Annotated in this window: 20 protein-coding genes, 1 other RNA gene and 1 pseudogene; 17 read left to right on the top strand and 5 right to left on the bottom strand. The window is 34.4% G+C overall.

Going from position 1 to position 20309, the window contains the following annotated elements:
• The first annotated feature begins 84 nt into the window (after positions 1–84).
• The 3 genes from AAGE00_RS05500 (at position 85) to fumC (ending at position 6085) form a co-directional block, all read left to right on the top strand.
• Positions 85–2883, top strand: coding sequence for a PD-(D/E)XK nuclease family protein (locus AAGE00_RS05500; RefSeq protein WP_179943890.1), 2799 nt, complete (start codon positions 85–87; stop codon positions 2881–2883).
• 214 nt (positions 2884–3097) lie between these two features.
• Positions 3098–4504, top strand: a complete 1407-nt coding sequence (locus tag AAGE00_RS05495) for an ankyrin repeat domain-containing protein (RefSeq protein ID WP_341815192.1) — start codon at positions 3098–3100, stop codon at positions 4502–4504.
• A 192-nt stretch (positions 4505–4696) separates the two neighbouring features.
• Positions 4697–6085, top strand: a complete 1389-nt coding sequence (gene fumC, locus AAGE00_RS05490) for a class II fumarate hydratase (RefSeq protein ID WP_017532669.1) — start codon at positions 4697–4699, stop codon at positions 6083–6085.
• Positions 6086–6109: 24 nt separating this feature from the next.
• On the opposite strand, the gene AAGE00_RS05485 is transcribed toward fumC, so the two are convergent.
• From AAGE00_RS05485 to AAGE00_RS05475, 3 genes are all read right to left on the bottom strand, one after another.
• Complete coding sequence (locus tag AAGE00_RS05485) at positions 6110–6889, bottom strand: hypothetical protein (RefSeq protein WP_341815191.1); 780 nt, start codon at positions 6887–6889, stop codon at positions 6110–6112.
• A 31-nt stretch (positions 6890–6920) separates the two neighbouring features.
• Positions 6921–7880 (bottom strand): IS5 family transposase, encoded by a 960-nt coding sequence (locus tag AAGE00_RS05480; RefSeq protein WP_341815149.1) that lies wholly within the window; start codon positions 7878–7880, stop codon positions 6921–6923.
• 86 nt (positions 7881–7966) lie between these two features.
• On the bottom strand, positions 7967–8170 hold the full coding sequence (locus AAGE00_RS05475; RefSeq protein ID WP_341815190.1) for a hypothetical protein: 204 nt from the start codon (positions 8168–8170) through the stop codon (positions 7967–7969).
• Positions 8171–8489: 319 nt separating this feature from the next.
• Between AAGE00_RS05475 and tnpA the strand changes: the two are divergent.
• Positions 8490–8908: pseudogene (gene tnpA, locus AAGE00_RS05470) on the top strand (IS200/IS605 family transposase).
• Here tnpA and AAGE00_RS05465 read toward each other — a convergent pair.
• Positions 8905–9111 (bottom strand): hypothetical protein, encoded by a 207-nt coding sequence (locus AAGE00_RS05465; protein ID WP_264685479.1) that lies wholly within the window; start codon positions 9109–9111, stop codon positions 8905–8907. The pseudogene tnpA and the gene AAGE00_RS05465 sit on opposite strands and share 4 nt — an antisense overlap.
• Positions 9089–9568: a hypothetical protein gene (locus AAGE00_RS05460; protein ID WP_264685478.1), complete on the bottom strand. Its 480-nt coding sequence runs from the start codon at positions 9566–9568 to the stop codon at positions 9089–9091. Before AAGE00_RS05460 ends, AAGE00_RS05465 begins: the two co-directional genes overlap by 23 nt.
• 125 nt (positions 9569–9693) lie before the next feature.
• Between AAGE00_RS05460 and AAGE00_RS05455 the strand changes: the two genes are divergently transcribed.
• The 13 genes from AAGE00_RS05455 to AAGE00_RS05395 all read left to right on the top strand — a co-directional run bounded on the left by AAGE00_RS05455 (position 9694) and on the right by AAGE00_RS05395 (position 20296).
• Positions 9694–10335 carry an HAD family hydrolase gene (locus AAGE00_RS05455; RefSeq protein ID WP_010401658.1) on the top strand — a complete coding sequence of 214 codons (642 nt, stop codon included), beginning with the start codon at positions 9694–9696 and terminating at the stop codon, positions 10333–10335.
• A complete protein-coding gene (locus AAGE00_RS05450) occupies positions 10335–10808 on the top strand; it encodes an RDD family protein (RefSeq protein ID WP_213863732.1) in 474 nt (157 codons plus the stop codon). The genes AAGE00_RS05455 and AAGE00_RS05450 overlap by 1 nt, the downstream gene beginning before the upstream one ends.
• A gap of 53 nt (positions 10809–10861) precedes the next feature.
• Positions 10862–11338, top strand: a complete 477-nt coding sequence (bfr, locus tag AAGE00_RS05445) for a bacterioferritin (RefSeq protein WP_213863731.1) — start codon at positions 10862–10864, stop codon at positions 11336–11338.
• Between the two features lies 1 nt (position 11339).
• On the top strand, positions 11340–11951 hold the full coding sequence (locus AAGE00_RS05440; RefSeq protein WP_052264983.1) for an SURF1 family protein: 612 nt from the start codon (positions 11340–11342) through the stop codon (positions 11949–11951).
• A gap of 9 nt (positions 11952–11960) precedes the next feature.
• Positions 11961–12959, top strand: coding sequence for a recombinase zinc beta ribbon domain-containing protein (locus AAGE00_RS05435; protein WP_179943897.1), 999 nt, complete (start codon positions 11961–11963; stop codon positions 12957–12959).
• Positions 12960–12980: 21 nt separating this feature from the next.
• Positions 12981–13283 (top strand): WPE palindromic element domain-containing protein, encoded by a 303-nt coding sequence (locus AAGE00_RS05430; RefSeq protein WP_012481758.1) that lies wholly within the window; start codon positions 12981–12983, stop codon positions 13281–13283.
• Positions 13280–14554, top strand: a complete 1275-nt coding sequence (eno, locus tag AAGE00_RS05425; RefSeq protein WP_052264984.1) for a phosphopyruvate hydratase — start codon at positions 13280–13282, stop codon at positions 14552–14554. Before AAGE00_RS05430 ends, eno begins: the two co-directional genes overlap by 4 nt.
• A complete protein-coding gene (gene cgtA, locus AAGE00_RS05420) occupies positions 14542–15555 on the top strand; it encodes an Obg family GTPase CgtA (protein WP_213863730.1) in 1014 nt (337 codons plus the stop codon). Before eno ends, cgtA begins: the two co-directional genes overlap by 13 nt.
• Positions 15556–15703: 148 nt before the next feature.
• Positions 15704–16156 carry an ankyrin repeat domain-containing protein gene (locus tag AAGE00_RS05415; protein ID WP_341815189.1) on the top strand — a complete coding sequence of 151 codons (453 nt, stop codon included), beginning with the start codon at positions 15704–15706 and terminating at the stop codon, positions 16154–16156.
• Positions 16157–16637: 481 nt separating this feature from the next.
• Positions 16638–16972, top strand: a transfer-messenger RNA (tmRNA) gene (gene ssrA, locus AAGE00_RS05410).
• A 14-nt stretch (positions 16973–16986) separates the two neighbouring features.
• The gene (locus AAGE00_RS05405; RefSeq protein WP_213863728.1) at positions 16987–17415 is read left to right on the top strand and encodes a ClpXP protease specificity-enhancing factor SspB; all 429 of its coding nucleotides are present in this window, start codon (positions 16987–16989) and stop codon (positions 17413–17415) included.
• A 490-nt stretch (positions 17416–17905) separates the two neighbouring features.
• The gene (locus AAGE00_RS05400) at positions 17906–18184 is read left to right on the top strand and encodes a YggT family protein (protein WP_012481756.1); all 279 of its coding nucleotides are present in this window, start codon (positions 17906–17908) and stop codon (positions 18182–18184) included.
• On the top strand, positions 18185–20296 hold the full coding sequence (locus AAGE00_RS05395; protein WP_012481755.1) for a DNA translocase FtsK: 2112 nt from the start codon (positions 18185–18187) through the stop codon (positions 20294–20296). It begins immediately after the preceding gene.
• The last annotated feature ends 13 nt before the right edge of the window (positions 20297–20309 follow it).

Below are 20309 nucleotides of genomic sequence, written 5' to 3'. Positions count from 1 at the left end.
TATCATAGCATAAGAAACTGCGAGCACATTTATATTTTAAATAATTTCTATACAATAAAAGTGTTGTATTAATTGTTACTGTTAGTGGGAAGAGTTTTTACTGTTAATGTGAATGAGTCCCTTTTTGATGTGCTGGTTCAGCACATATTTTCTGAATATGAAAGAGAAAAAATTCCCGAGATAAAGATCATACTTCCCTGCAAGAGGGATGTTATAGCATTGCTGAGTGCATTCAAGAATTACAGAACTATAATTTTGCCAGAGATAGTTTCACTAGAAAACATTGATGAAGAAGATTTAATATTAAATCTTGATAGAGTTAAAGTTATCAACCCAACAAAAAGAACACTGCTACTCATTCAATTTATATTGGAGTGGAATAAAAAAAACAATGATAATTTTCCAATCGATCTGGTTTACAGTTTGCCGTCATTGCTTCAATATACCCAAATAGAGGGTGATTATCAACTTGATGAGCACTCAAAAAAAGTAGGGAATTTCATAAATTTACTTATCAAAACTTGGAGTAAAACTTTAAAAGGTTTGGGAGTAATAGATATACTAAAGCATAAGAATGACTACATAAACAATATGATAAACTTCCTGCAGAAAGATCAGCATATGATCTTTATTGGAATTGGAAAGGGTGAAATCTACAAGTTATTGATTAAGGCTATATATGACCTGCCATTTGGAAAGATAATTCTACCTAACCTGAATTTGAAAATGAACGAAAAAGATTGGAAATCACTTGATAAAAAACACTATCAACATTGCCTGAAAGATTTACTCGATTATTTAAAAGTGGATAGAAGGGATGTTAGTTTTCTGTCAGAAGCGTGTTCTGGTGTCATCCCAGTGTCAAGCACTGGGATGACAGAAGAAAGGGCTGGGATAACAGGAAGTCCTGAGGAATATCTTGATTATATCTTCGATACAACTGCTGATCTAAGTGAAGTTGGTGGCGGATCAATTGAAAATATTGAAGTCATCACTTGTGATTCAAGGGAGGAAGAAGCACAAGTGACGTCACTAATTATAAAGAATGAAGGTTATGAAAACGCTTCTTTGTTTGTCTTTGATAAATTACTTGCAGATCGTATGGCGTGTACCATATCGGAAAACTATTCTTATGTGACGCTTCTGCTTTATAGTATTGAGATTTTGAACTCAAAATGGAACGGTGTGGCATTGCTTTCTCTTCTTAAACATAGGCTAGTGACTTTTGGTTACGCTCAAGAAGAGTACACTCGTATTTTATCTGAGTTTGAGATAGAAGTATTGCGTAGCTTTAATACAAATGGTCTTAAGGATATTATTAACGCTATTAATACTTGTAAAAAGCTAAGACATAAAGAAGATATATTAATTATTATCAGTAAGTTAAAGATTATATTTAATCCTTTACTGTATCTTGTAAATTATCCCATTTTTGATGTGGCATCAGCTCATTTGCAGTGTGTTAATGTCCTTTCTAATATCAATTTTTTAGAGCTAAATGGTGAAATAGGTAATTTTACTCGTGATTTCTTAAATGCATGTGAAGATGTAGCAATAAAATGCTCCTTAGAGTTATATAGCCAAATCCTGATATTATTTTTAAAAAGGAAGTTTTTTTCTCCAGAAAATAACTTAGATAAATTCAGCTTATATCACAATAAGGTTGTAGTACTTGCTGGATTTAATGATATACCAAATTTTCAGAATCCGTTTTTGAGTGCACTGAATAGAGAAAAATTTAACCTTCCTTCTGTGCAAGAAGAGCAAGGGTACTTTTTGTATACTTTGCGCAATTTATTTGGTGCCGGCAAGGTTTATATTACGAGGCTAGTGAGTGATAGAAAATCAATTCTATTGCGCCGTTTGGAAGTTCTGTTACAAGAACCAAAATATCCTTATCGCAATTGGCTAAGAATATTAAATACACCTGAGTGCATTGTTCCATGTACTCAGCCTATGCCAAAACCTAAAACTGAAGTGAGGCAAGCAAAAATGCAAGTGATGTCTTGCAGTGCGGTAGAAAAACTGATTCGTAACCCTTATTCATTTTATGTTGAATACATACTGAACCTTAGACAGTTGAAAGACTTAAATTTTAAGCCATCGATATTGGAGTTTGGCACTATGGTACACAATATTCTTGCAAGATATTTACGCAACGAAAAGTCGCTGATGAATATTGCACGAGAAATATTCTCGTCTAATCGATTCCACTTTTCAAATATGTGGTGGGTAAGGTTGCAGAGGATAATTCAATCTTTTGTTGAGCTTGATAGGACTGGAAACAATCAAGTTGAGTTGGAGAAGAGCTTTTCCTATCCGATATTTCATATTCCAGCGCGTGACACACAACTGCGCGGATGCTGTACAACTTCCACTAAGAATAAGGGTGTCATCCCAGTGCTTGACTACTTGGATCCAAAAAATTTGATTGCAAATGAACACACCAGACAATTGTGTAATAAGAGCTGGTCAGATACTCGAATGACAGAAGAAATTTTATTGACAGCAAGATGTGATAGAGTTGAGTATCTACCAGGTGGGCAAGTAGCAATTATAGACTATAAACTTGGTTCACCACCTTCCAATGAGGAAGTTATGTCAGGATTTTTCCCGCAATTAATTTTACAAGCTTTAGCAGTGGAATACACAACAAAAAAAGAAGTCTCGGAGCTTGCTTATTGGAAACTTGATTATGATAAAATAAAGGTTATTGCTTTGAAAGATTATAGACAAAAAATGCATGAATTTCAGAATATTCTACCAGATTTCTTATCTAATTATTTAAGAGATACTACTCCCTTCATTGCCTCTCCTTATTTTGATAAATTCCTGAGATTTAACATCTACAAACAACTAGAAAGGATAGGGGAGTGGTTATAAATTATATCTCCTCTCATCCAGATCAAAATAGCTGGTTGTACAGCTGGTTTACTAAGTGCAGTAGGAGAATTACTAGATTGTGATATAGACTCATCTTTGCTAGACTCAAACAACCATAAAAAAACACTAAAAAGTGATTCAATCAATTTTAGCCATTAAAACTTGAATAGTGGCTAAAATAGCTTTAAATTGTATATTTATTTTAGAGGGGTATATGCCATCACAAAAACAGCTAAATGCGCAGCTAATTGATGCTGCTAAAAAAGGACAGCTAGATTTTGTTCAGCAAGCTATACAGGGTGGAGCAATTATTAATACAATAGATGATGATTATGGGAGAACTGCTTTAATATGGGCTGCTGACAATGGTCAACTAGAGATATTACAATACTTGATAGAAGAGGGAGCAAATGTTAATGCAGAATCTCCGGGAAACATAACTGCTCTAATTCATGCTGCTGCCCATGGTCATCTTGAGGTAGTACAACTTCTAATAGCAAATGGAGCTGATTTAAATGTGAAACGTAAAGGTCAATTCTCTGCCCTAACATATGCTATTGTAAATGGCCATACGGAGATAGCAAAGCTTCTAACTAGATATCATTTAATAGCTAATCTTGATATGTCAATACCTCGCTTGCCTCTTCCTACTTGTATACCAGAGTTATCATCTTATTGGTATGACTGTAAGGATGAGCTCAATAAAATGAAGGAAGAAGATAGTGAATTATATAATTTTCTTGTAAGTAAGAGAATTAATGAACAGGTAAGAATTTGGACAGAGAGTGAGACAATACGAAATATTGCACAAGATAGATTAAATATAGAATACTCAATCTATGCTAAAGATTTAACAGGTAAAATAGAATTAGTGATATTTGTTCTTAACAACAGGGAAATAATCAATTCTTTATCGTGGTATTATAAGGTAAGAATTCAAACAATTGATCAGGTAAAAAGGCTACTTGATCGTTTCACAAGAGAACATGTAGAGCTTGAAGTAGAAATTGTTCCAGCACAATTAAACTTTAATACTCAAGAGTTACAACCCCCTAAACTAAAAACATTATCATTTGCACAAATGATTAACAATCATGCAGGATTATTTTCAGCTGCCAAAAATGGTCAATTAGAAACAGTAAGATACCTGATAGAAAAACAGAAAGAAGATATTAATTCAACAGATCACTATGGAAGAACTGCTCTAATGTGGGCTGCTGGAAGTGGCTATTTAGAGGTAGTAAAGTACCTGATAGAAACAGCAAAAGCAAATGTTAATGTGAAAGATGGCTATGAAAACACTGCTCTGAATTATGCTACTAGAAACGGGCATTTAGATGTAAAAGAATATCTGAAAAGTCATATACAAAAAGAGCTACGGAAGAAATACGTCTGCATTGGTGTTAGTGGTATAGTAGGTTATGTTGCAGGTATGACAATATCATGTTCTGCGGGAGCAGTGATTACAGTTTGTGCAGCATCAGCGACCGTTAGTCTAGCGTTAGGTGCAATGTTGGGTTATATGATTGTAGAAGTAAAAAAAGAGAAAGCAAACAAAGGTATAGCTTCTGCGCTTAAAGATGTTTTCACTATTCAAGCTCTAAGTAGAATAGCCTTATAGAGAGTGAAAGTAGGTTTATTGCTTAAGGTTGCATGATTGCCTTAATAACAATAAAAAAATAATAGAAGCAAAAGATATGGCTTGAAAATTTTCTAAGGTCTTCACTAAAAATGTCTCAACTTGACACTGAAATACAATTTGATTTAATTAATTCATATATGTAGGTAACGTCAAGCACTAGAAGGAGGAAATATGGATAAAAAAATTAGGATAGAATCAGATAGCTTAGGAGAAGTAAAAGTACCAAGTGAACGTTACTGGGGAGCTCAGACTCAGCGTTCTTTGGAAAATTTCAAAATTGGTACAGAGAAAATGCCAGAGCCCCTGATTAAAGCGCTAGCAATAGTAAAACTTGCAGCAGCACGTGTTAACATGAAACAGGGTAGCATAGATAATAGAGTAGGGGATGCAATCTGCACAGCGGCACAGGAGGTAATAGACGGTAAATTTAATAATCAATTTCCGCTTGTTGTTTGGCAAACCGGTTCTGGAACGCAGACCAATATGAATGTGAATGAAGTGATCAGCAATCGTGCAATAGAAATTTTGGGCGGTGATTTAGGTAGTAAGTCTCCAGTGCATCCAAATGATCATGTAAACTGTGGTCAGTCATCAAATGACACTTTTCCAACAGCAATGCATATAGCAGTAGCAGAGCAAATAAACCGCTTGCTTATTCCCAATCTTGAAGAATTATATAAAGCGCTAAATAATAAGGTTCATGAATTTAAAGATATAATAAAAGTAGGGCGTACTCATCTGCAAGATGCAACTCCTCTAACACTTGGGCAGGAATTTTCTGGCTATGCAGTTCAGATTAAAAAGGGAATAGAGAGAGTAAAGTCAACTCTAAGCAATGTATATGAACTTGCACAAGGTGGTACCGCGGTTGGCACGGGAATCAATACTAAAAAGGGTTTTGCTGAGGATTTTGCTAAAGAAGTGGCAAAAATCACTAATTTTCCATTTATTTCAGCAAAAAATAAGTTTGAAGCACTAGCAGCAAATGATGCTTTAGTTGAGCTCAGTGGAGCACTCAATACAGTAGCAGTAAGCTTGATGAAAATTGCAAATGATATAAGGCTACTTGGTTCTGGTCCAAGATGCGGGATTGGAGAAATAATGTTACCAGAAAATGAGCCTGGCTCTTCAATCATGCCGGGTAAGGTGAATCCAACTCAATGCGAAGCAGTGACTATGGTATGTGCTCAAGTTATGGGAAATCATGTTGCAGTGACAATTGGTGGCTCAAATGGTCACTTTGAATTGAACGTGTTTAAGCCGGTGATAATTTACAATGTTTTGCAGTCTATAAGACTTTTAGCTGATGCAAGTTTAAATTTTGCAGAGAAATGCGTAGTTGATATTAAAGCAAACGAAGAAAGAATAAAGGATTTACTAAATCAGTCGTTAATGCTAGTTACTATATTAAATACGCATATAGGATATGACAATGCAGCAAAAATAGCGAAGCTTGCTTATAAAGAAAATATCACTCTAAAAGAAGCAGCAGCAAAACTTCAACTGCTCACTGAGGAGGAGTTTGAAAGGATAGTGAAACCAGAGGAGATGGTAGGTTAATCTACCACCTTTTTTTGTCCCTAGTTAATTGTGGTAATATGTATGGAACTTTGCTGGTTGCTCTACATATACCTCTTCTAAATCACTTAGAGCGTGGTCATTGTGATTAAAGCCATATCTCTTAACCATCTCATCTAGCGTAACAGAGCTTAGAGAGAAACTGAACTCTGGCAATGGATTCACATTTGAGGATTGCAGACTAGTGAATGGCTCTCCGCCATTTATTTGAGAGTCTAGGAAAGTTAGCTCACCTTCCAGGCTAGTATGTTCTTCTGGCACTGCACTATCATTAACTATTGAATCTTCTGGTACTATATTGCAGAATTGATTATGGAATTCAGCAAAACCCTCAAATGGAGGTACTGATATGCACTGGCGCTTTGCTGGTGGCTCCACTGTGCATATTTCTTCTAATTCACATTCTGTAAGACTATTATACGCTGTAAAATATAAGTCTTGTGATCGCTGTTTTCCAGTTATTGAACGAATTATTTGGCTATATAATTGATTCTCTTCAGCTCTTTTTCTTTTGTTTACTAACGGTTCATTTTCATAAGAAAAGTCTGGTCTACTATCAAATGTATGTTCAACAATTGTTTCCTCGAATGCAGGAGTTATAGGAGATAAATTTAACTCTGGCAAATCATCCACAATTGAGGATTGCAGACTAGTTACTCCATTTATCAAATAGTTATAATACTCTGGGGATAATTGCTCACCTTCTAGGCTATCTGATATATGCTCATTCGACGTTAAACTACTACTAACTGTTGAATTTTCTGTTACAGTATGGCTTTGTTGCATAGCACTGATAGGCATGTAAATCACAGTGAATTTACGCAGCTAATTTAAATTCAGCCATACCTATATCAGTAAATTTGTTCAATAAGTAGCACTTAATTAACAGCTCTTTTTCACGATTTACCTCTGATTTATTTTTCAAGCCAAACCCAAATATTTGCTTCAACCTATAGAAAAAGACTTCAATATAAGACCGTGCTCCATACTTAACTTTTTTCTTCCATTCATTAATACCATCTTCATAATTCTCATATGACCTAATTCTACTAATATACTTGTTTCTTTCTGATAAGTAGTCAGCTAAACAAATTTTAGTATCCTTCCTAGGGCGAATAATAGGCACAATATTGTATTTTCTGCATTCTTTATACACACTTTTTATATCATAAGCCGCATCTGCTCGAATAGAACAAATGTTATATTTATCACTGACTTCTTCTAACATATCGCAGACCGGCAAATAGTCTACAGCAACACCACTAGTGTAGTTCATGCTTATTGCTTTCTTATCATTTATGTTTAAAACAACATGTAATTTTCTTACTTGACCATAACCACTGTATTTTCTTTTTCGAATATTAAGCTTACTATGCCCACCGTTATTATTGTAGATACTAACTCTAGTGCTATCTACGGCAATTTCAACATTTTCCAGATCATCTTTATTGCTTCTATGGTCATCAATCTTCAAATTAAGCTTTTTAAATCTTCTGGAAGCTTGTGTATAGCTGATAATCTTAAGTTTTTTGCCTATTTGTACCATATAACCTTTTACAAAACCTACAGCTTGTCTCAAGCCAATTCTAAAAAGATGAACTATTATGTGTATTAAAATTACAACTTTATCACTATAAGTGTTATTGCCACCTGCAACTTTTGGACTATTTTCATACCAATTTTCTATGGCTTGATTAACAAAATGAAAAACATTTCCTCTTTTTTTGAGAAACTCGTTATATTCTCTTTGGTTACTTACTCTCATTTTTTGTGGCATAAGTTGTACTTGTTTGAAAAATGCCTATTTTACAACAAAATTCGTTAGTAGCCATATATTAAAAAGCTTTTCTTCTTACAATAACCTCAACCAACACTAGCTATGCAACAAAGCCTTACAGTATTGCAGAATTGATTATCGAATTCAGCAAAACCCAGAAATGGAATTACTGTTTGGCTACATGATTGATTCTCTTTGTCAGAAGAAAGTTCTAGTCTAGTATCAAATGTATGTTCAACAACTGTTTCCTCGAACGCAGGAGATATAAGAGAGAAATGTGCTGCTGGCAAATCATCTCTGTTTTGTATTAACGGTTCATTGGAGTTTTCAGTACTTAAGTTGCTTGAACTCTCTTTATTGCTTAAGTAAACATTCTTTAGGACAAGCTTAGCTTTGACAGTTGATTTTGTCTCTAAATTTACTTTATAGTCTTCTTTTTGCTGGGGATTCAGTTGATTAAATAGGGTTTTAAATAAAGTAGATTGGGGAGAAATACAATCGAGTGTATTGAAAGAAAATTTTTTATTGTCCCAAATTTGGGAGAAAAACCCTGGACTTGAAGTCCATCCTTTTAAGAATATAATTTTAAGGTGAAAAATCTGAAAGAATGTGGAATATTATAGAAAAAGCAGTCACTCTGTATATATATCACATAGTGTGGATAACAAAATATCGATATCCAGTACTAGTTGGAGATATTGGACAGAAAGCTAAAGAAGTTGTACAAGAAGTATGTGCAAATAATCAAGTAGAAATTATCAGAGGTAGAGTTGCGTCAAGTCATGTACACGTATACGTTTCTGTACCCCCATACTTAAGTATTAGTAAGTTAGTGCAGTTAATAAAAGGAAAAAGTTCCAGAAAAATCCAGCAAAACTTTCCAGAGCTAAAAAAGAGATATTGGGTTGTGGGCAGTAGGCTAGTTTGTCAGGACTAGCGGAAATGTAACTGACGAAATGATAAAAAATTATATTGAAAATCACTCTAAAAAAGAAGATAAATTTGGTGACTTTCAAGTCGAAAGTTAGCATTCTATGCTCTCTCTCAATCTTTGGATTTTAATCCATAGTGGTTGAATTTGATCAGAAATTTTGCCTTCTAATGTAGTTTGAGATTTTTTATTACTTTCAAACTCTGCAACTTTTTTACTTGTAAAAACGTCTTTTCCTTCGAATTTTTGTTTAAATCCAGCAATCTTTTTAAAATCTTCAGCTATTTTTTTTTGCTGCACGATCCATTCGACCTTCAAGATTATGAATCAATTTTTTAATAATCTTCACTTCATCTTTACGCCCTTTTTGAGCTTTAAGCTCTCGGTGCAATTTAACAATAATTTTTACTTTATCTTCCAATGAAGAATTTTCTGGAAAAACATCTTTAAGTTCCCGATTCAACTCGACGATCTTTTCAAAATCTTTAGCTACTTTTTTAGCTGCACGGTTCATTCGATCTCTAAGACTACGATTTAATTTTGCACTGGCCTTCACTTTATCTTCCAATGCAGAAATATCTTCAAACTTTTTCTCGAGACTTTGTCTAGTTACTTGCCTTTTGTAAGCTTTAAGATCTAGACGCAACTCATTGATAATCTTCACTTTATCTTTCAGCGACGTGCTTTCTGGAAAAGCGCCTGCAAAAGCATCTTGAAATTTCTTCTCAATATTTGATATATCTTGAAGCTGTATCATACCTACTATATAAAAGCTTATGCTAAAATAAGTATACTAGGTAATTATGTAAAAATGATTAACATAGAAGCTTTATCATCAAAATATTATTTACTTATTAGCTTAAAATACGTAACAATATAAAAATGAAAAATAGCCGATTAGCGGTAGTATTCGATTGGGATAATACCTTAGTTGATACTCAAGATAATATTTCTAATGCCATTAAGCATACTTTAGATTTGATGGGATCTGGCAGTAAGGTTGTTGATAGAAATTCTCATGAATCAAGAAAGAGCTACATGGTCAATTTGTTTGGTGATCAGTGGAAAAAAGCGAATCAGATATATCAAAAATACCTAGATAATGCATTGTTACAAAATATTACTCTGAATGAAGGAGTAGAGAAAATGCTGCAGACACTGAAAAGCCACAATATTTACCTAGCGATAGTTAGCAATAAGAAAAATACTAATTTACGTCAAGAAGTTGCCTACTTTAAACTAGATTCTTACTTTGAAAGAATAGTTGGATCATGTGATACTGCAGAAGATAAACCATCTGCAACTCCACTGCTATTTGCACTAGAGGAGAGTACGCTACCTGTAAATAGAGAAAATGTGTTTTTTGTTGGTGACAGCATCACAGATATTCTATGTGCACAAAATGCAAATTGCTTACCTATTGTATACGGACAATCAATAAGAGGTTATGAAGATTTGTTATATTTTCAACATTTTAATAAACTTACAGAATTCATAGTAAAGTATTTGAAAGATAGGTGGTAATGACAGAGATCGCTAGTGTACACAGGCGCTTTTGCGCATATTTAATAGATGTAGCAATTTTATTAATTCCAACCTTACTAATTGTGTTGTCATTAGGGGATTTTCCATTAATTTTACACCTGTCATACATGTGTATAAATTGTGGATACTTTACATATTTTATATCTTCAACAGCTCAAGCAACTCCTGGTCAACAGTTAATGAATATATATACTATCACTTTAGATAGTTCTAAAATAGGTTTGAGCTTAGCATTTGATCGCACTATCTCTCAGTTTTTCCTTCCTATGCTAAATAATTCAATTATCACCTTTATCAAACTTTTTCAAACATCAGTAAATGCTTTAAGTATACTAGAAGTGATTATAGTGATGCTTACCTTCAGTTGGTATTTAGTTGCTTGCTTCTCTCAGAGGAAACAGGCATTTCATGATGTGCTATTTGATACGATTGTTGTGAGAAAAATGAATTGATGTTGCCTTGATTGTTATGTAGATTACATTGGTATATTAGCTAAAGAAAGGTTATGAATAAAGAAATAGTAGAACATTTAAATAAATTACTTACAAATGAGCTGACTTCTGTACGCCAGTATCTTTTGCATTCTGCGATTCTTAAAAATAGCGGAATTAATAAACTTGCAGAAAAGATGAAAAACGAGCTTAATGAAGAACTTGAGCATGCAAATAGGTTGGCAGAAAGAATTTTACTGCTTAAGGGCATGCCAAATTTTCAAGATACAAATAAAATCTCAAAGTATGAAGGAAAGTTCACAAAAGATACAATGCAGAAAATCTTAGAAGATAATTCTAACTTAGAAGAAGAAGGTATCAAGGGCATCAAAGAGGCAATTTCCGTTGCTGAAAAAGAAAAGGATTTCGTGAGTGTAATGTTATTAGAAGGACTACTGAAAAATGAGGAAGAGCACTTACATTGGATCAAAGAACAGATTGACCTTATTGAGCTTATGGGTATTGAAAATTACTTGAGAACACAAATATAGAGTGTTAAGAAAAACAGTATTTATTTTCATTATACCTTTTTTACTTCTTTTTTCACTCGGGTTATGGCAGTTATTTAGATTGAGCTGGAAGAATAATATTATCAAAAATATGGATCTTCCAGTTATTCATCTACTGCCTAGTGATAATCTTTCAAAGTTTAACTACAGAAACGTTAAAATCGACGGAATTTTAAGTGATATAGAACTATATGTTTTCGCAGGTCAACGTGGCTATCATGTGCTGTCTCCTATGTTGCTTATCAATGGACATTACATGTTAATAAATAAAGGAATAGTCAGAGAAAAAAAAGAAGAAAAAGCAAAAATTGAAAAAGTAGCTGCTGATGGCGTTTTGTATTGTGATGGTAGCAAAAATTGGTTTATCAAAAATGATATTGCTTCAAATACATGGTTTACCTTAAGTACAGAAGAAATCTCCAATGATCTAGGTATTAAGCTAGAGAAATGTATATTGTGGCAAGACAATTTTGGTGGCAAATTGACTATACAGCCAATAAAGCATCTTGAATACGCAATTACTTGGTTTGCACTTTCCTTGATTTGGCTCATTATGTGCGTATTTTACTATAGGCAAAATATATATAAGTCGTAGAGATACAGTGTGGAAAAAGAAAAGCTACAAATAGAAAAAATGCAACAAAGTGGAAGAAAATACTTATTACAAGGGTTAGTGATATGTCAGTGTTGCAAATCCGTTTATTATGGAATGAGTAATGCTAAGGGAGGAAGAAGTTACTATCGTTGTCCTGGAAAACGTTTTGGTGAATGTAACAGCAAATCAATACGCGCAGATATACTAGAAGGGGTAGTATGGGAAGAAGTGAAGATGTTAAGAGGGCATATAACGAAGGAAAAGTGTGATTTATCAGAGGTAGATTGGGAGACTAAATTTAATATAATTAGAAAGTTAGTTCAGCGTATTGAAATTGATGATGATAATGTACATATGGTGTTTCGATTAAAAGAACTCGCTCTCGAAAGACAAAAAGAAGATATTCAACCTTGTACCAGAATTATAAAGAATGTAGTGCTATCAAATGCAATAGGAATGCATAAAGTTAGCAATGCCCTGGCTGCAATATCAGTTGCAGTGAAACTTGGAATTAGTGATGAAGAGATTAAAAAAGGTCTTTTGGAATTTAAAGGAGTAGCAAGGAGATTTTCTTTAATTGCCGATATTAAAGGTGTTAAGTTAATTGAGGACTATGCTCATCATCCAAATGAAATACAGGCAACCCTGTCAGCAGCACGTTTGACCACTAAAGGAAAGGTAACAGGAATTATCGAGCCGCTTCGTTTTGCTCGTATTCGTAATTTTTTTGATGAGTTCGTACGAATTTTCATGATGTTTGATTATGTAATTCTCACTCCTGTCCATCCTCCAGAAGATAAGCCTATTCCTGGCTGTGGAATTGATGATATACAAAAAACCTTGATCAGTAATGGGTTTAATGATGTGAAGATTATGAATGATGCTTTACTCATTTCACATTTTATTAGTAATTCGACAAGTTCAGGAGATGTAGTATTATTTATTGGTGCTGGTAGTAATATAGCTAAACTAGCGAAAGAAACTGCAAAGCTGCTGCTAGTAAAATAAACTTAAGCATTGGTGATTTATATGATAAAATTGTGTAGTAAAACTGGATCCCAGTGTCTAGGCAAACAACTGTACAGACATTGCGATATGGGGATAGCTTCCATTAAGAATGGTGTCATCCCAGTGCCCAGACACTGGGATCCAGAAGACTTAACTTTAAATAAGTGGCTGTATAATAAAAACTGGATTCCAGTGTCAAGCACTGACCATCCGCTACTCAAATTACCTGTATATTGCAATGTTCGTACACTGAAATGTTACAGCGCTGGGGTGACATTTCCCGAACGTGAACACAATTGTGAATCTAGTGGAGGTTTAGCATGATGAAAAAGACGATCAGCAGTGTATTTGCAAGAGAAATTTTAGATAGCAGGGGTTACCCAACAATTGAGGTAGAAATAGAACTATGTGATGGAGCAACAGGTAGAGCCGCTGTCCCTTCTGGGGCTTCGACCGGTAAACTAGAAGCATTGGAGCTGAGAGATCAAGATGAAAAAAGGTATTGTGGTAAAGGAGTGCTGAAAGCTGTTCAATCTGTGAGTGGAGTGATAGCAAATAAAATCATTGGCATGGATGCAGCAAACCAGAGTGCAATTGATAAAGTTTTAATTGAACTAGATGGAACAAAAAATAAATCTAAACTTGGAGCAAATGCAACTTTGGGTGTGTCTCTTGCTGTTGCAAAAGCAGCAGCAAACAGCTTTAAAATGCCGTTATATAAGTATTTGGGAGTAGGGGAAGAGCAGATGCCAGTTCCGCTAATTAACGTCATTAATGGTGGAGTACATGCAGATAATAAACTAGATTTTCAAGAATTTATGATTCTTCCGGTTGGTGCTGAAACTTTCAGTGAAGCAATCAGAATATCTGCAGAGGTATTTCATAACTTGCGCAGCATTCTTAAGAAAAAAGGTTATAGCACAAACGTAGGAGATGAAGGTGGTTTTGCACCAAACATTGGAAGCACTGAAGAAGCTCTTAATCTGATAATTCAGGCTGTAGAATCTGCTGGTTATTCGATGAAAAATCACTTTGCACTGGGTCTTGATGTTGCTGCATCTACTTTTTATGAAGATGGAGTTTATAAATTTGAAAACAGAGAACTCACTTCAGAGGAATTGGTTCAGTATTATTTTGACCTTGTAGGCAAATATCCAATAATTTCTATAGAAGATGCAATGAATGAAGACGACTATGAAGGTTGGAAATTACTTACTGTAAAACTTGGGAATAAAGTTCAATTGGTTGGAGATGATTTATTTGTTACAAATTGTGAACTAATAAGTAAAGGAATAGAGGAAAAAATGGCAAATTCTGTACTAATTAAACCAAATCAAATAGGAACGCTTACGGAAACTTTTGCTGCTATTGAAATGGCAAAATCAAATGGCTATAGGGCTATTATTTCGCATCGCTCAGGTGAAACAGAAGATACAACGATATCCCACATAGCGGTTGCATCGAATTGTGGACAAATCAAGACTGGCTCGCTGTCGCGTTCTGATAGGCTTGCAAAGTATAATGAATTAATGAGAATAGAAAGTTCATTAGGAGAAAATGCTAAATATTATTGTGGGTTAGCATGGACTTCATAGACGAAGTTAAATTATATTTAAAAGCAGGTGATGGTGGCGATGGCTGCGCAAGTTTTCGTCGAGAAAAATTCGTTGAATTTGGTGGCCCAAACGGTGGTAATGGGGGCAAGGGAGGAGACATAATTTTCATCAGTGATGCAAATCTCAACACTTTGCTTAATTTTCGTTGTCGAAGACATATTAAAGCAAGTAGTGGAAAAAGTGGTACGAGTAGAGATAGATCTGGCACGGCAGGAAAAGATATTATACTTAAAGTTCCAGTTGGTACACAAATAATCGATGAAGAAAGTGAGGAAGTGATAGTAGATCTTGATAAACCCGACATGGAATTTCAAGTAGTACAAGGTGGAAAAGGTGGACTTGGAAATACTAACTTTAAATCTTCCACCAATAGGGCACCAAGGCATTTTACTCATGGTCAGCCTGGTGAGGAAAGAAACATAGTATTGAAGCTAAAAGTTTTATCTGATGTTGGCATTATTGGTATGCCAAATGTAGGTAAATCTAAATTTTTAACCCGCTGCTCGAATTCTGATACGAAAGTAGGCGATTATGAATTTACTACTATAAGACCACATTTAGGTGTAGCAAAAGTGGATTATAGCGAAATTGTAATAGCAGATATTCCTGGAATAATCGCTGATGCTCATCTTGGAGTTGGGCTCGGACACAAATTTTTAAAGCACATAGAAAGGTGCAAAATTTTACTGCATTTAATTGATGTAACTCACGATGAAATTATTTCAGCTTATAATTGTACGCATAATGAACTGAAGCTTTACAATAGCGATCTTGTTGAAAAAGAGGAAATTGTAGTGTTAAATAAATGTGACTTATTGGAAGAAACAGAAATTCTTGAGAAGAAGAATCATTTAGCCAATTATCTTGATAGAGAAGTACTGTGCTTATCAATCGACGATGATTTACAGCCCATCTTAAGATTATTAAATGAAAAAGTGAAAATTAAGGAAATTAATGTATATGATCCTTTTAAGACATAGATTCAGTATACAGATGGCTAATCTAATAATTGCAGTTTTAAATTATATTAATACCTATAGCATAGTAGTCATTACATAGAATGTTTTCGTCCTCATATCTTGCTTTAATGCTATAATTAGTATTTATTCTTAAAAATCGGAGAACATTATGAGTAACACGTCGATATTACAAAAAATACTATATAGGATTGATAATGATGACAAAATAAGTGCATCTAACATAATTGAAAAATTAAAAAGTGAGCTGCAGCAGCATGTTAATATGTACAATGCATGGGAAGAAAGTGGATTTGACATAAATGCTAATTCATTTGATGGAAGTAACTTACTATGTTTAGCATCTGGAAGTGGCTGTGTAAAAGTAGTAGAGTTTCTTATAGAGAAGGATGCAAATGTTAATATACAAGATAATGAAGGAAAGACTCCTTTGGATTATGCTATTTCTAGTGGAAGGGAAGAAGTAATAGAAATTCTTACAGGAAAAATTCTTTTATCTGATGAAGGACTGACATCACAGATGTCATCAGAACAAGAAGTAGAGATTGATTCACAAGATCAATACGAAACTCTTCCTTCATATCCGTTTTTTTCTAACAGGTAGAAAGTTAGAAAGTACACTGAATTGATTTAATTCTTGAGGAGAAAAACTAATTTATAGTCTAGTTACACAGGCAATTTTCCACATTTGTCTGCATTTTTTGTTCCACAACTTATCTTTTTTTCGGCTTGTGCCATTTCTCACACTGTCTCTTGCTTTCTTGAACTCAGAAATTCAATAGCTACAAAAGCATTTGAGTAGTTTTTTGTTAAGAATTAGGCATAGAATCCCCCATATTTATTAATAAAGAACAGAAAAAATGTAACGCACATGCGACAGAGATTAAGCATATGTGTGCACCCATTTGCGCTGAAGAAGATACGCTACATTCTTTACTTAGTTTGATTATTTGATAGAAAAGTCTGCAGACGAAGATAGATTTTGAGCTCTAAAAATACCTCTACTTTGATTATACTAAGATTAGATAAATAGGCGAAGTAATTTTTATATTAGTTTTTTAGTTGCCAATCAATTTGGAGTTCAATAACTTGACATTTATTCAATACTACTGTATAATAAACATGTGTATTTTTTATACACTATGGCAATAAAATTACCTTGTAATAGGTGTATTGGACCCGAGGGCAGTACTCGGCGCCTCCACCATATTTTTGATACGGGGGCGAATAAGGATCGACATGCATAGTAAAGATGGTACCTTTGCTCGGTTAGATACCACCGCTAAGAGTTCATAATTTAGATGCAAACGATAACTTTGCTGCCGAAGACAATGTTGCATTAGCTGCTTAATTTAGGCACTATAACTTCATTGCTATAAGCACGGTTTAGGGAACGCCGGGTAACAGAAGTTCCCCCAAACATGTAAGGGTTATATGGATAAAACAGATTATCAGAAGTCGCTTAGTTATGCTAAATTTCAAGTTATCAAAAAGGCTTTGAATACTATATTAGATAATGTTTTTACTCCTCACTTAGAAATAGTATTTTTTACGCGCTTTAATGGTGTTGTCATACCAGACTACTTGAAAGAATCATACCCTACTCAAATGCTTATTATATTACAGCATCAATTTTTTGGTCTAAAAGTTCTTGAAGATAAGTTTAGCGTCAGTTTGAGCTTTCGTGGAAAACAAGAACAAGTCACTGTACCGTTTTTTGCTATTAGTGAGTTTCATGATAAAATTTCAGGAGATATTTTAGTATTTAGCGTTGATTCTGATAAAGAATACGAAAGTGAAAAATGTGCTGAAAAATCATCAAATGGTAGTATTATATCTATAGATCAACTTTACGATAAGTAGTTGCTTAATTTTATAAATAAAAAATATTGTATCTGTTCAGGATATCGACAAGACCATAGAGTAAAAGTGAGTTTATAACAAATGGTATCATTTGAGTAGCTGACATTAGCTTTCACATAAAAAACGTTATAAAGCGCTTTCATGTTTACCAACTTAGTGCCAATCTGGATCCCAGTGTCTGGGCACTGGGATGACAACAAAGGGGCTACTTGAACAGAGGCTATTTAGGTAACAAGAGGTGACAAGAAAAGAAGCGCTGGTTTCATACGTACCTGAACACTTATCCTGCATGTAATAAACATGATCAAAAAGCTATTCATACAGTACACATCTCTCCGTTAATTTATCAATAAGTTTTTTATCCACGTGGAATTAAAGGGTATAATATCTTATAGCTTATTGTTTACACCTATTTCAGCATAAAAATTATTGTGGGGCTTGATTTTATACATATCACTACACATAATAGGTTTTAGTGTAAATTAGTAATATGCATCCAATCATATACTTACTTAACCTGTTACTTGATCTTTACAGCTTCGTTCTAATATGCTCAATTGCTCTCGATTTGTTGATTAAATTGAATGTAGTTAACATGTATAATGAGATTGTAAGCAGCATAATGCAAACTTTAAACAGACTCACTTATCCTCCACTAAAGGTTATCAGAAGGTATATACAACCATTCAATGGATTAGATTTATCCGTGATGATATTGATAATAGCAATTCACTTTGTAAAATATACAATTACTTATTACTTTAAGTAGATGTTAAAAAAACAGCTAAAATCAGCGATATACTTGTCACTATTAATGTATATATATATATCGGTTTTTAGCTATAATTATAAAGATCCATCCTTAAATACAGCTACAAATCAGGAAGTAACAAATTTGGGCGGAGTAGTAGGTTCATATTTAGCTGATATATTGGTTCAATTTCTTGGACTCGCTAGTATTACAATAGCTACAACCATAGTTTACTTTTTAATTTTCAGAGCATCATTGCTGAAAATTATCTACCTAACGTTAATCAATGTAGCAATATATGCTATATTGTCGCAACTTTCGCTTGGCATTACTGCTAGATACATGCACGGTGGAATAGTCGGTAATGCTCTAATTGACCACTGCCCGTTTTACATATTCACAGTAGTAGCATCAATAGGTATTGTAGGATTGATTGGTTGGAAGAGAACGGTTTATTCTTTGCTTTTCCTATGTAAAAAAATATTTTCCCTTTTTACAAAGGTTCTGTTTTTCAGGTTACGTAAAACTACTGATTATTCAATAGCACCATTAGTAGTAGAGGAAAAATATATAACCACTAAACAACAACCGAAAGAAAGAAAGAAAAAAGCTGCCGAAGAAATTGTTAAACCACCTTCTAGCGAGTTTGAGTTTCCAAGCATTCACTTACTTTCCAAAGCAGAAGAATCTTTGCAGAGAAAACAGTTGAATGCATTAGAGAGCAATAAGAATTTATCTCTGCTCGAACAGGTTCTGAGTGATTTTGGCGTGCAAGGAAAAATTATAAGTGTATGTTATGGACCGGTTGTGACTTTATACAAACTTGAACCACAAGCAGGTACAAAATCTGCAAGAGTGATTGGTCTTGCAGATGATATTGCACGTTCAATGAGTGCACTTTCTGCACGTATTTCAATAATTCGTGGACAAAATGCCATGGGAATAGAATTGCCAAACAAGGAGCGAGAGATTGTAATGCTGCGTGATTTACTTGAATCGCCAGAATACCAAAATGCAAACTTAAATCTTCCAATTGCGCTTGGCAAGGAAATAAGCGGAAAACCAGTTATTGCAGATCTGACTAAAATGCCCCACTTGCTTGTTGCCGGAACTACAGGGTCAGGTAAGTCGGTTGCAATTAACACGATGATTCTGTCGCTTGTTTATCGACTAAGTCCTGATGAATGCAAGATGATAATGATCGACCCCAAAATGCTCGAGCTTTCAATATATGATGCAATACCGCATCTAATAACGCCAGTGGTAACAGAGCCAAAAAAAGCTGTTATTGCTCTTAAGTGGATAGTGAAAGAGATGGAAAATCGCTATCGCATGATGTCATATTTAAATGTGCGCAATGTAATAAACTATAATCAAAAAATTACAGAAGCGATGAATAGCGGAATAGAGTTGGAGCGCGTTGTACAGATTGGCTTTAACTCAACAACGGGTAAACCTTTATTTGAAAAAATACCACTTAAAATGGAGACATTTCCGTATATTGTGGTGATCGTAGATGAAATGGCAGATTTAATGCTTGTTGCTGGCAAAGATATAGAATGCTCTATTCAACGTTTAGCTCAGATGGCTCGTGCTGCAGGAATACACATCATAATGGCAACACAACGCCCATCTGTAGATGTGATAACAGGTGTGATAAAAGCAAACTTTCCAACGAGAATTAGTTTTGCTGTTACTTCTAAGATAGATAGCCGTACAATACTTGGTGAACAAGGGGCCGAACAGTTACTCGGTATGGGTGATATGCTTTATATGGCCTCTGGTGGTAAGATTATTCGAGTGCACGGTCCATTTGTAAGTGATGATGAGGTGCAAAATATAGTTGATCATCTGAAAACGCAAGGTGAGCCAAACTACATGGAGGAAATCACTCAAGAAGATGAAAATTCTTTCGCGGAATCAGAAGGTGAAACAGAAGATGAAGAGAACGATCTATACAAGCAAGCAGTGGCCATCATTCAGAGAGATCAAAAGGTTTCAACTAGTTACATTCAAAGGCAACTTAGAATAGGCTATAACAGAGCTGCAAATATTGTTGAAAGAATGGAGAAAGAAGGTATTGTCAGTGCTCCGAGTTACTCAGGAAAGAGAGAGATATTGGTAGAATAACCCTTAACTTAAA

Source organism: Wolbachia endosymbiont (group B) of Aricia artaxerxes (assembly GCF_964026975.1).
Taxonomy (GTDB): domain Bacteria; phylum Pseudomonadota; class Alphaproteobacteria; order Rickettsiales; family Anaplasmataceae; genus Wolbachia.
The sequence above is the reverse complement of the archived record's forward strand: the minus strand, read 5'-3'. Positions and strand labels throughout refer to the sequence as shown.

Excerpts from the sequence above, each read along its gene's own strand:
- fumC (WP_017532669.1), top strand. The coding sequence starts at position 4,697 with ATGGATAAAAAAATTAGGATAGAATCAGATAGCTTAGGAGAAGTAAAA.
- cgtA (WP_213863730.1), top strand. The coding sequence starts at position 14,542 with ATGGACTTCATAGACGAAGTTAAATTATATTTAAAAGCAGGTGATGGT.
- AAGE00_RS05480 (WP_341815149.1), bottom strand. The coding sequence starts at position 7,880 with ATGCCACAAAAAATGAGAGTAAGTAACCAAAGAGAATATAACGAGTTT.
- AAGE00_RS05460 (WP_264685478.1), bottom strand. The coding sequence starts at position 9,568 with ATGATACAGCTTCAAGATATATCAAATATTGAGAAGAAATTTCAAGAT.
- AAGE00_RS05430 (WP_012481758.1), top strand. The coding sequence starts at position 12,981 with ATGATAAAATTGTGTAGTAAAACTGGATCCCAGTGTCTAGGCAAACAA.
- AAGE00_RS05405 (WP_213863728.1), top strand. The coding sequence starts at position 16,987 with ATGGATAAAACAGATTATCAGAAGTCGCTTAGTTATGCTAAATTTCAA.
- AAGE00_RS05455 (WP_010401658.1), top strand. The coding sequence starts at position 9,694 with ATGAAAAATAGCCGATTAGCGGTAGTATTCGATTGGGATAATACCTTA.
- AAGE00_RS05485 (WP_341815191.1), bottom strand. The coding sequence starts at position 6,889 with ATGCAACAAAGCCATACTGTAACAGAAAATTCAACAGTTAGTAGTAGT.
- AAGE00_RS05400 (WP_012481756.1), top strand. The coding sequence starts at position 17,906 with ATGCATCCAATCATATACTTACTTAACCTGTTACTTGATCTTTACAGC.
- AAGE00_RS05395 (WP_012481755.1), top strand. The coding sequence starts at position 18,185 with ATGTTAAAAAAACAGCTAAAATCAGCGATATACTTGTCACTATTAATG.
- eno (WP_052264984.1), top strand. The coding sequence starts at position 13,280 with ATGATGAAAAAGACGATCAGCAGTGTATTTGCAAGAGAAATTTTAGAT.
- AAGE00_RS05415 (WP_341815189.1), top strand. The coding sequence starts at position 15,704 with ATGAGTAACACGTCGATATTACAAAAAATACTATATAGGATTGATAAT.
- AAGE00_RS05450 (WP_213863732.1), top strand. The coding sequence starts at position 10,335 with ATGACAGAGATCGCTAGTGTACACAGGCGCTTTTGCGCATATTTAATA.
- bfr (WP_213863731.1), top strand. The coding sequence starts at position 10,862 with ATGAATAAAGAAATAGTAGAACATTTAAATAAATTACTTACAAATGAG.
- AAGE00_RS05495 (WP_341815192.1), top strand. The coding sequence starts at position 3,098 with ATGCCATCACAAAAACAGCTAAATGCGCAGCTAATTGATGCTGCTAAA.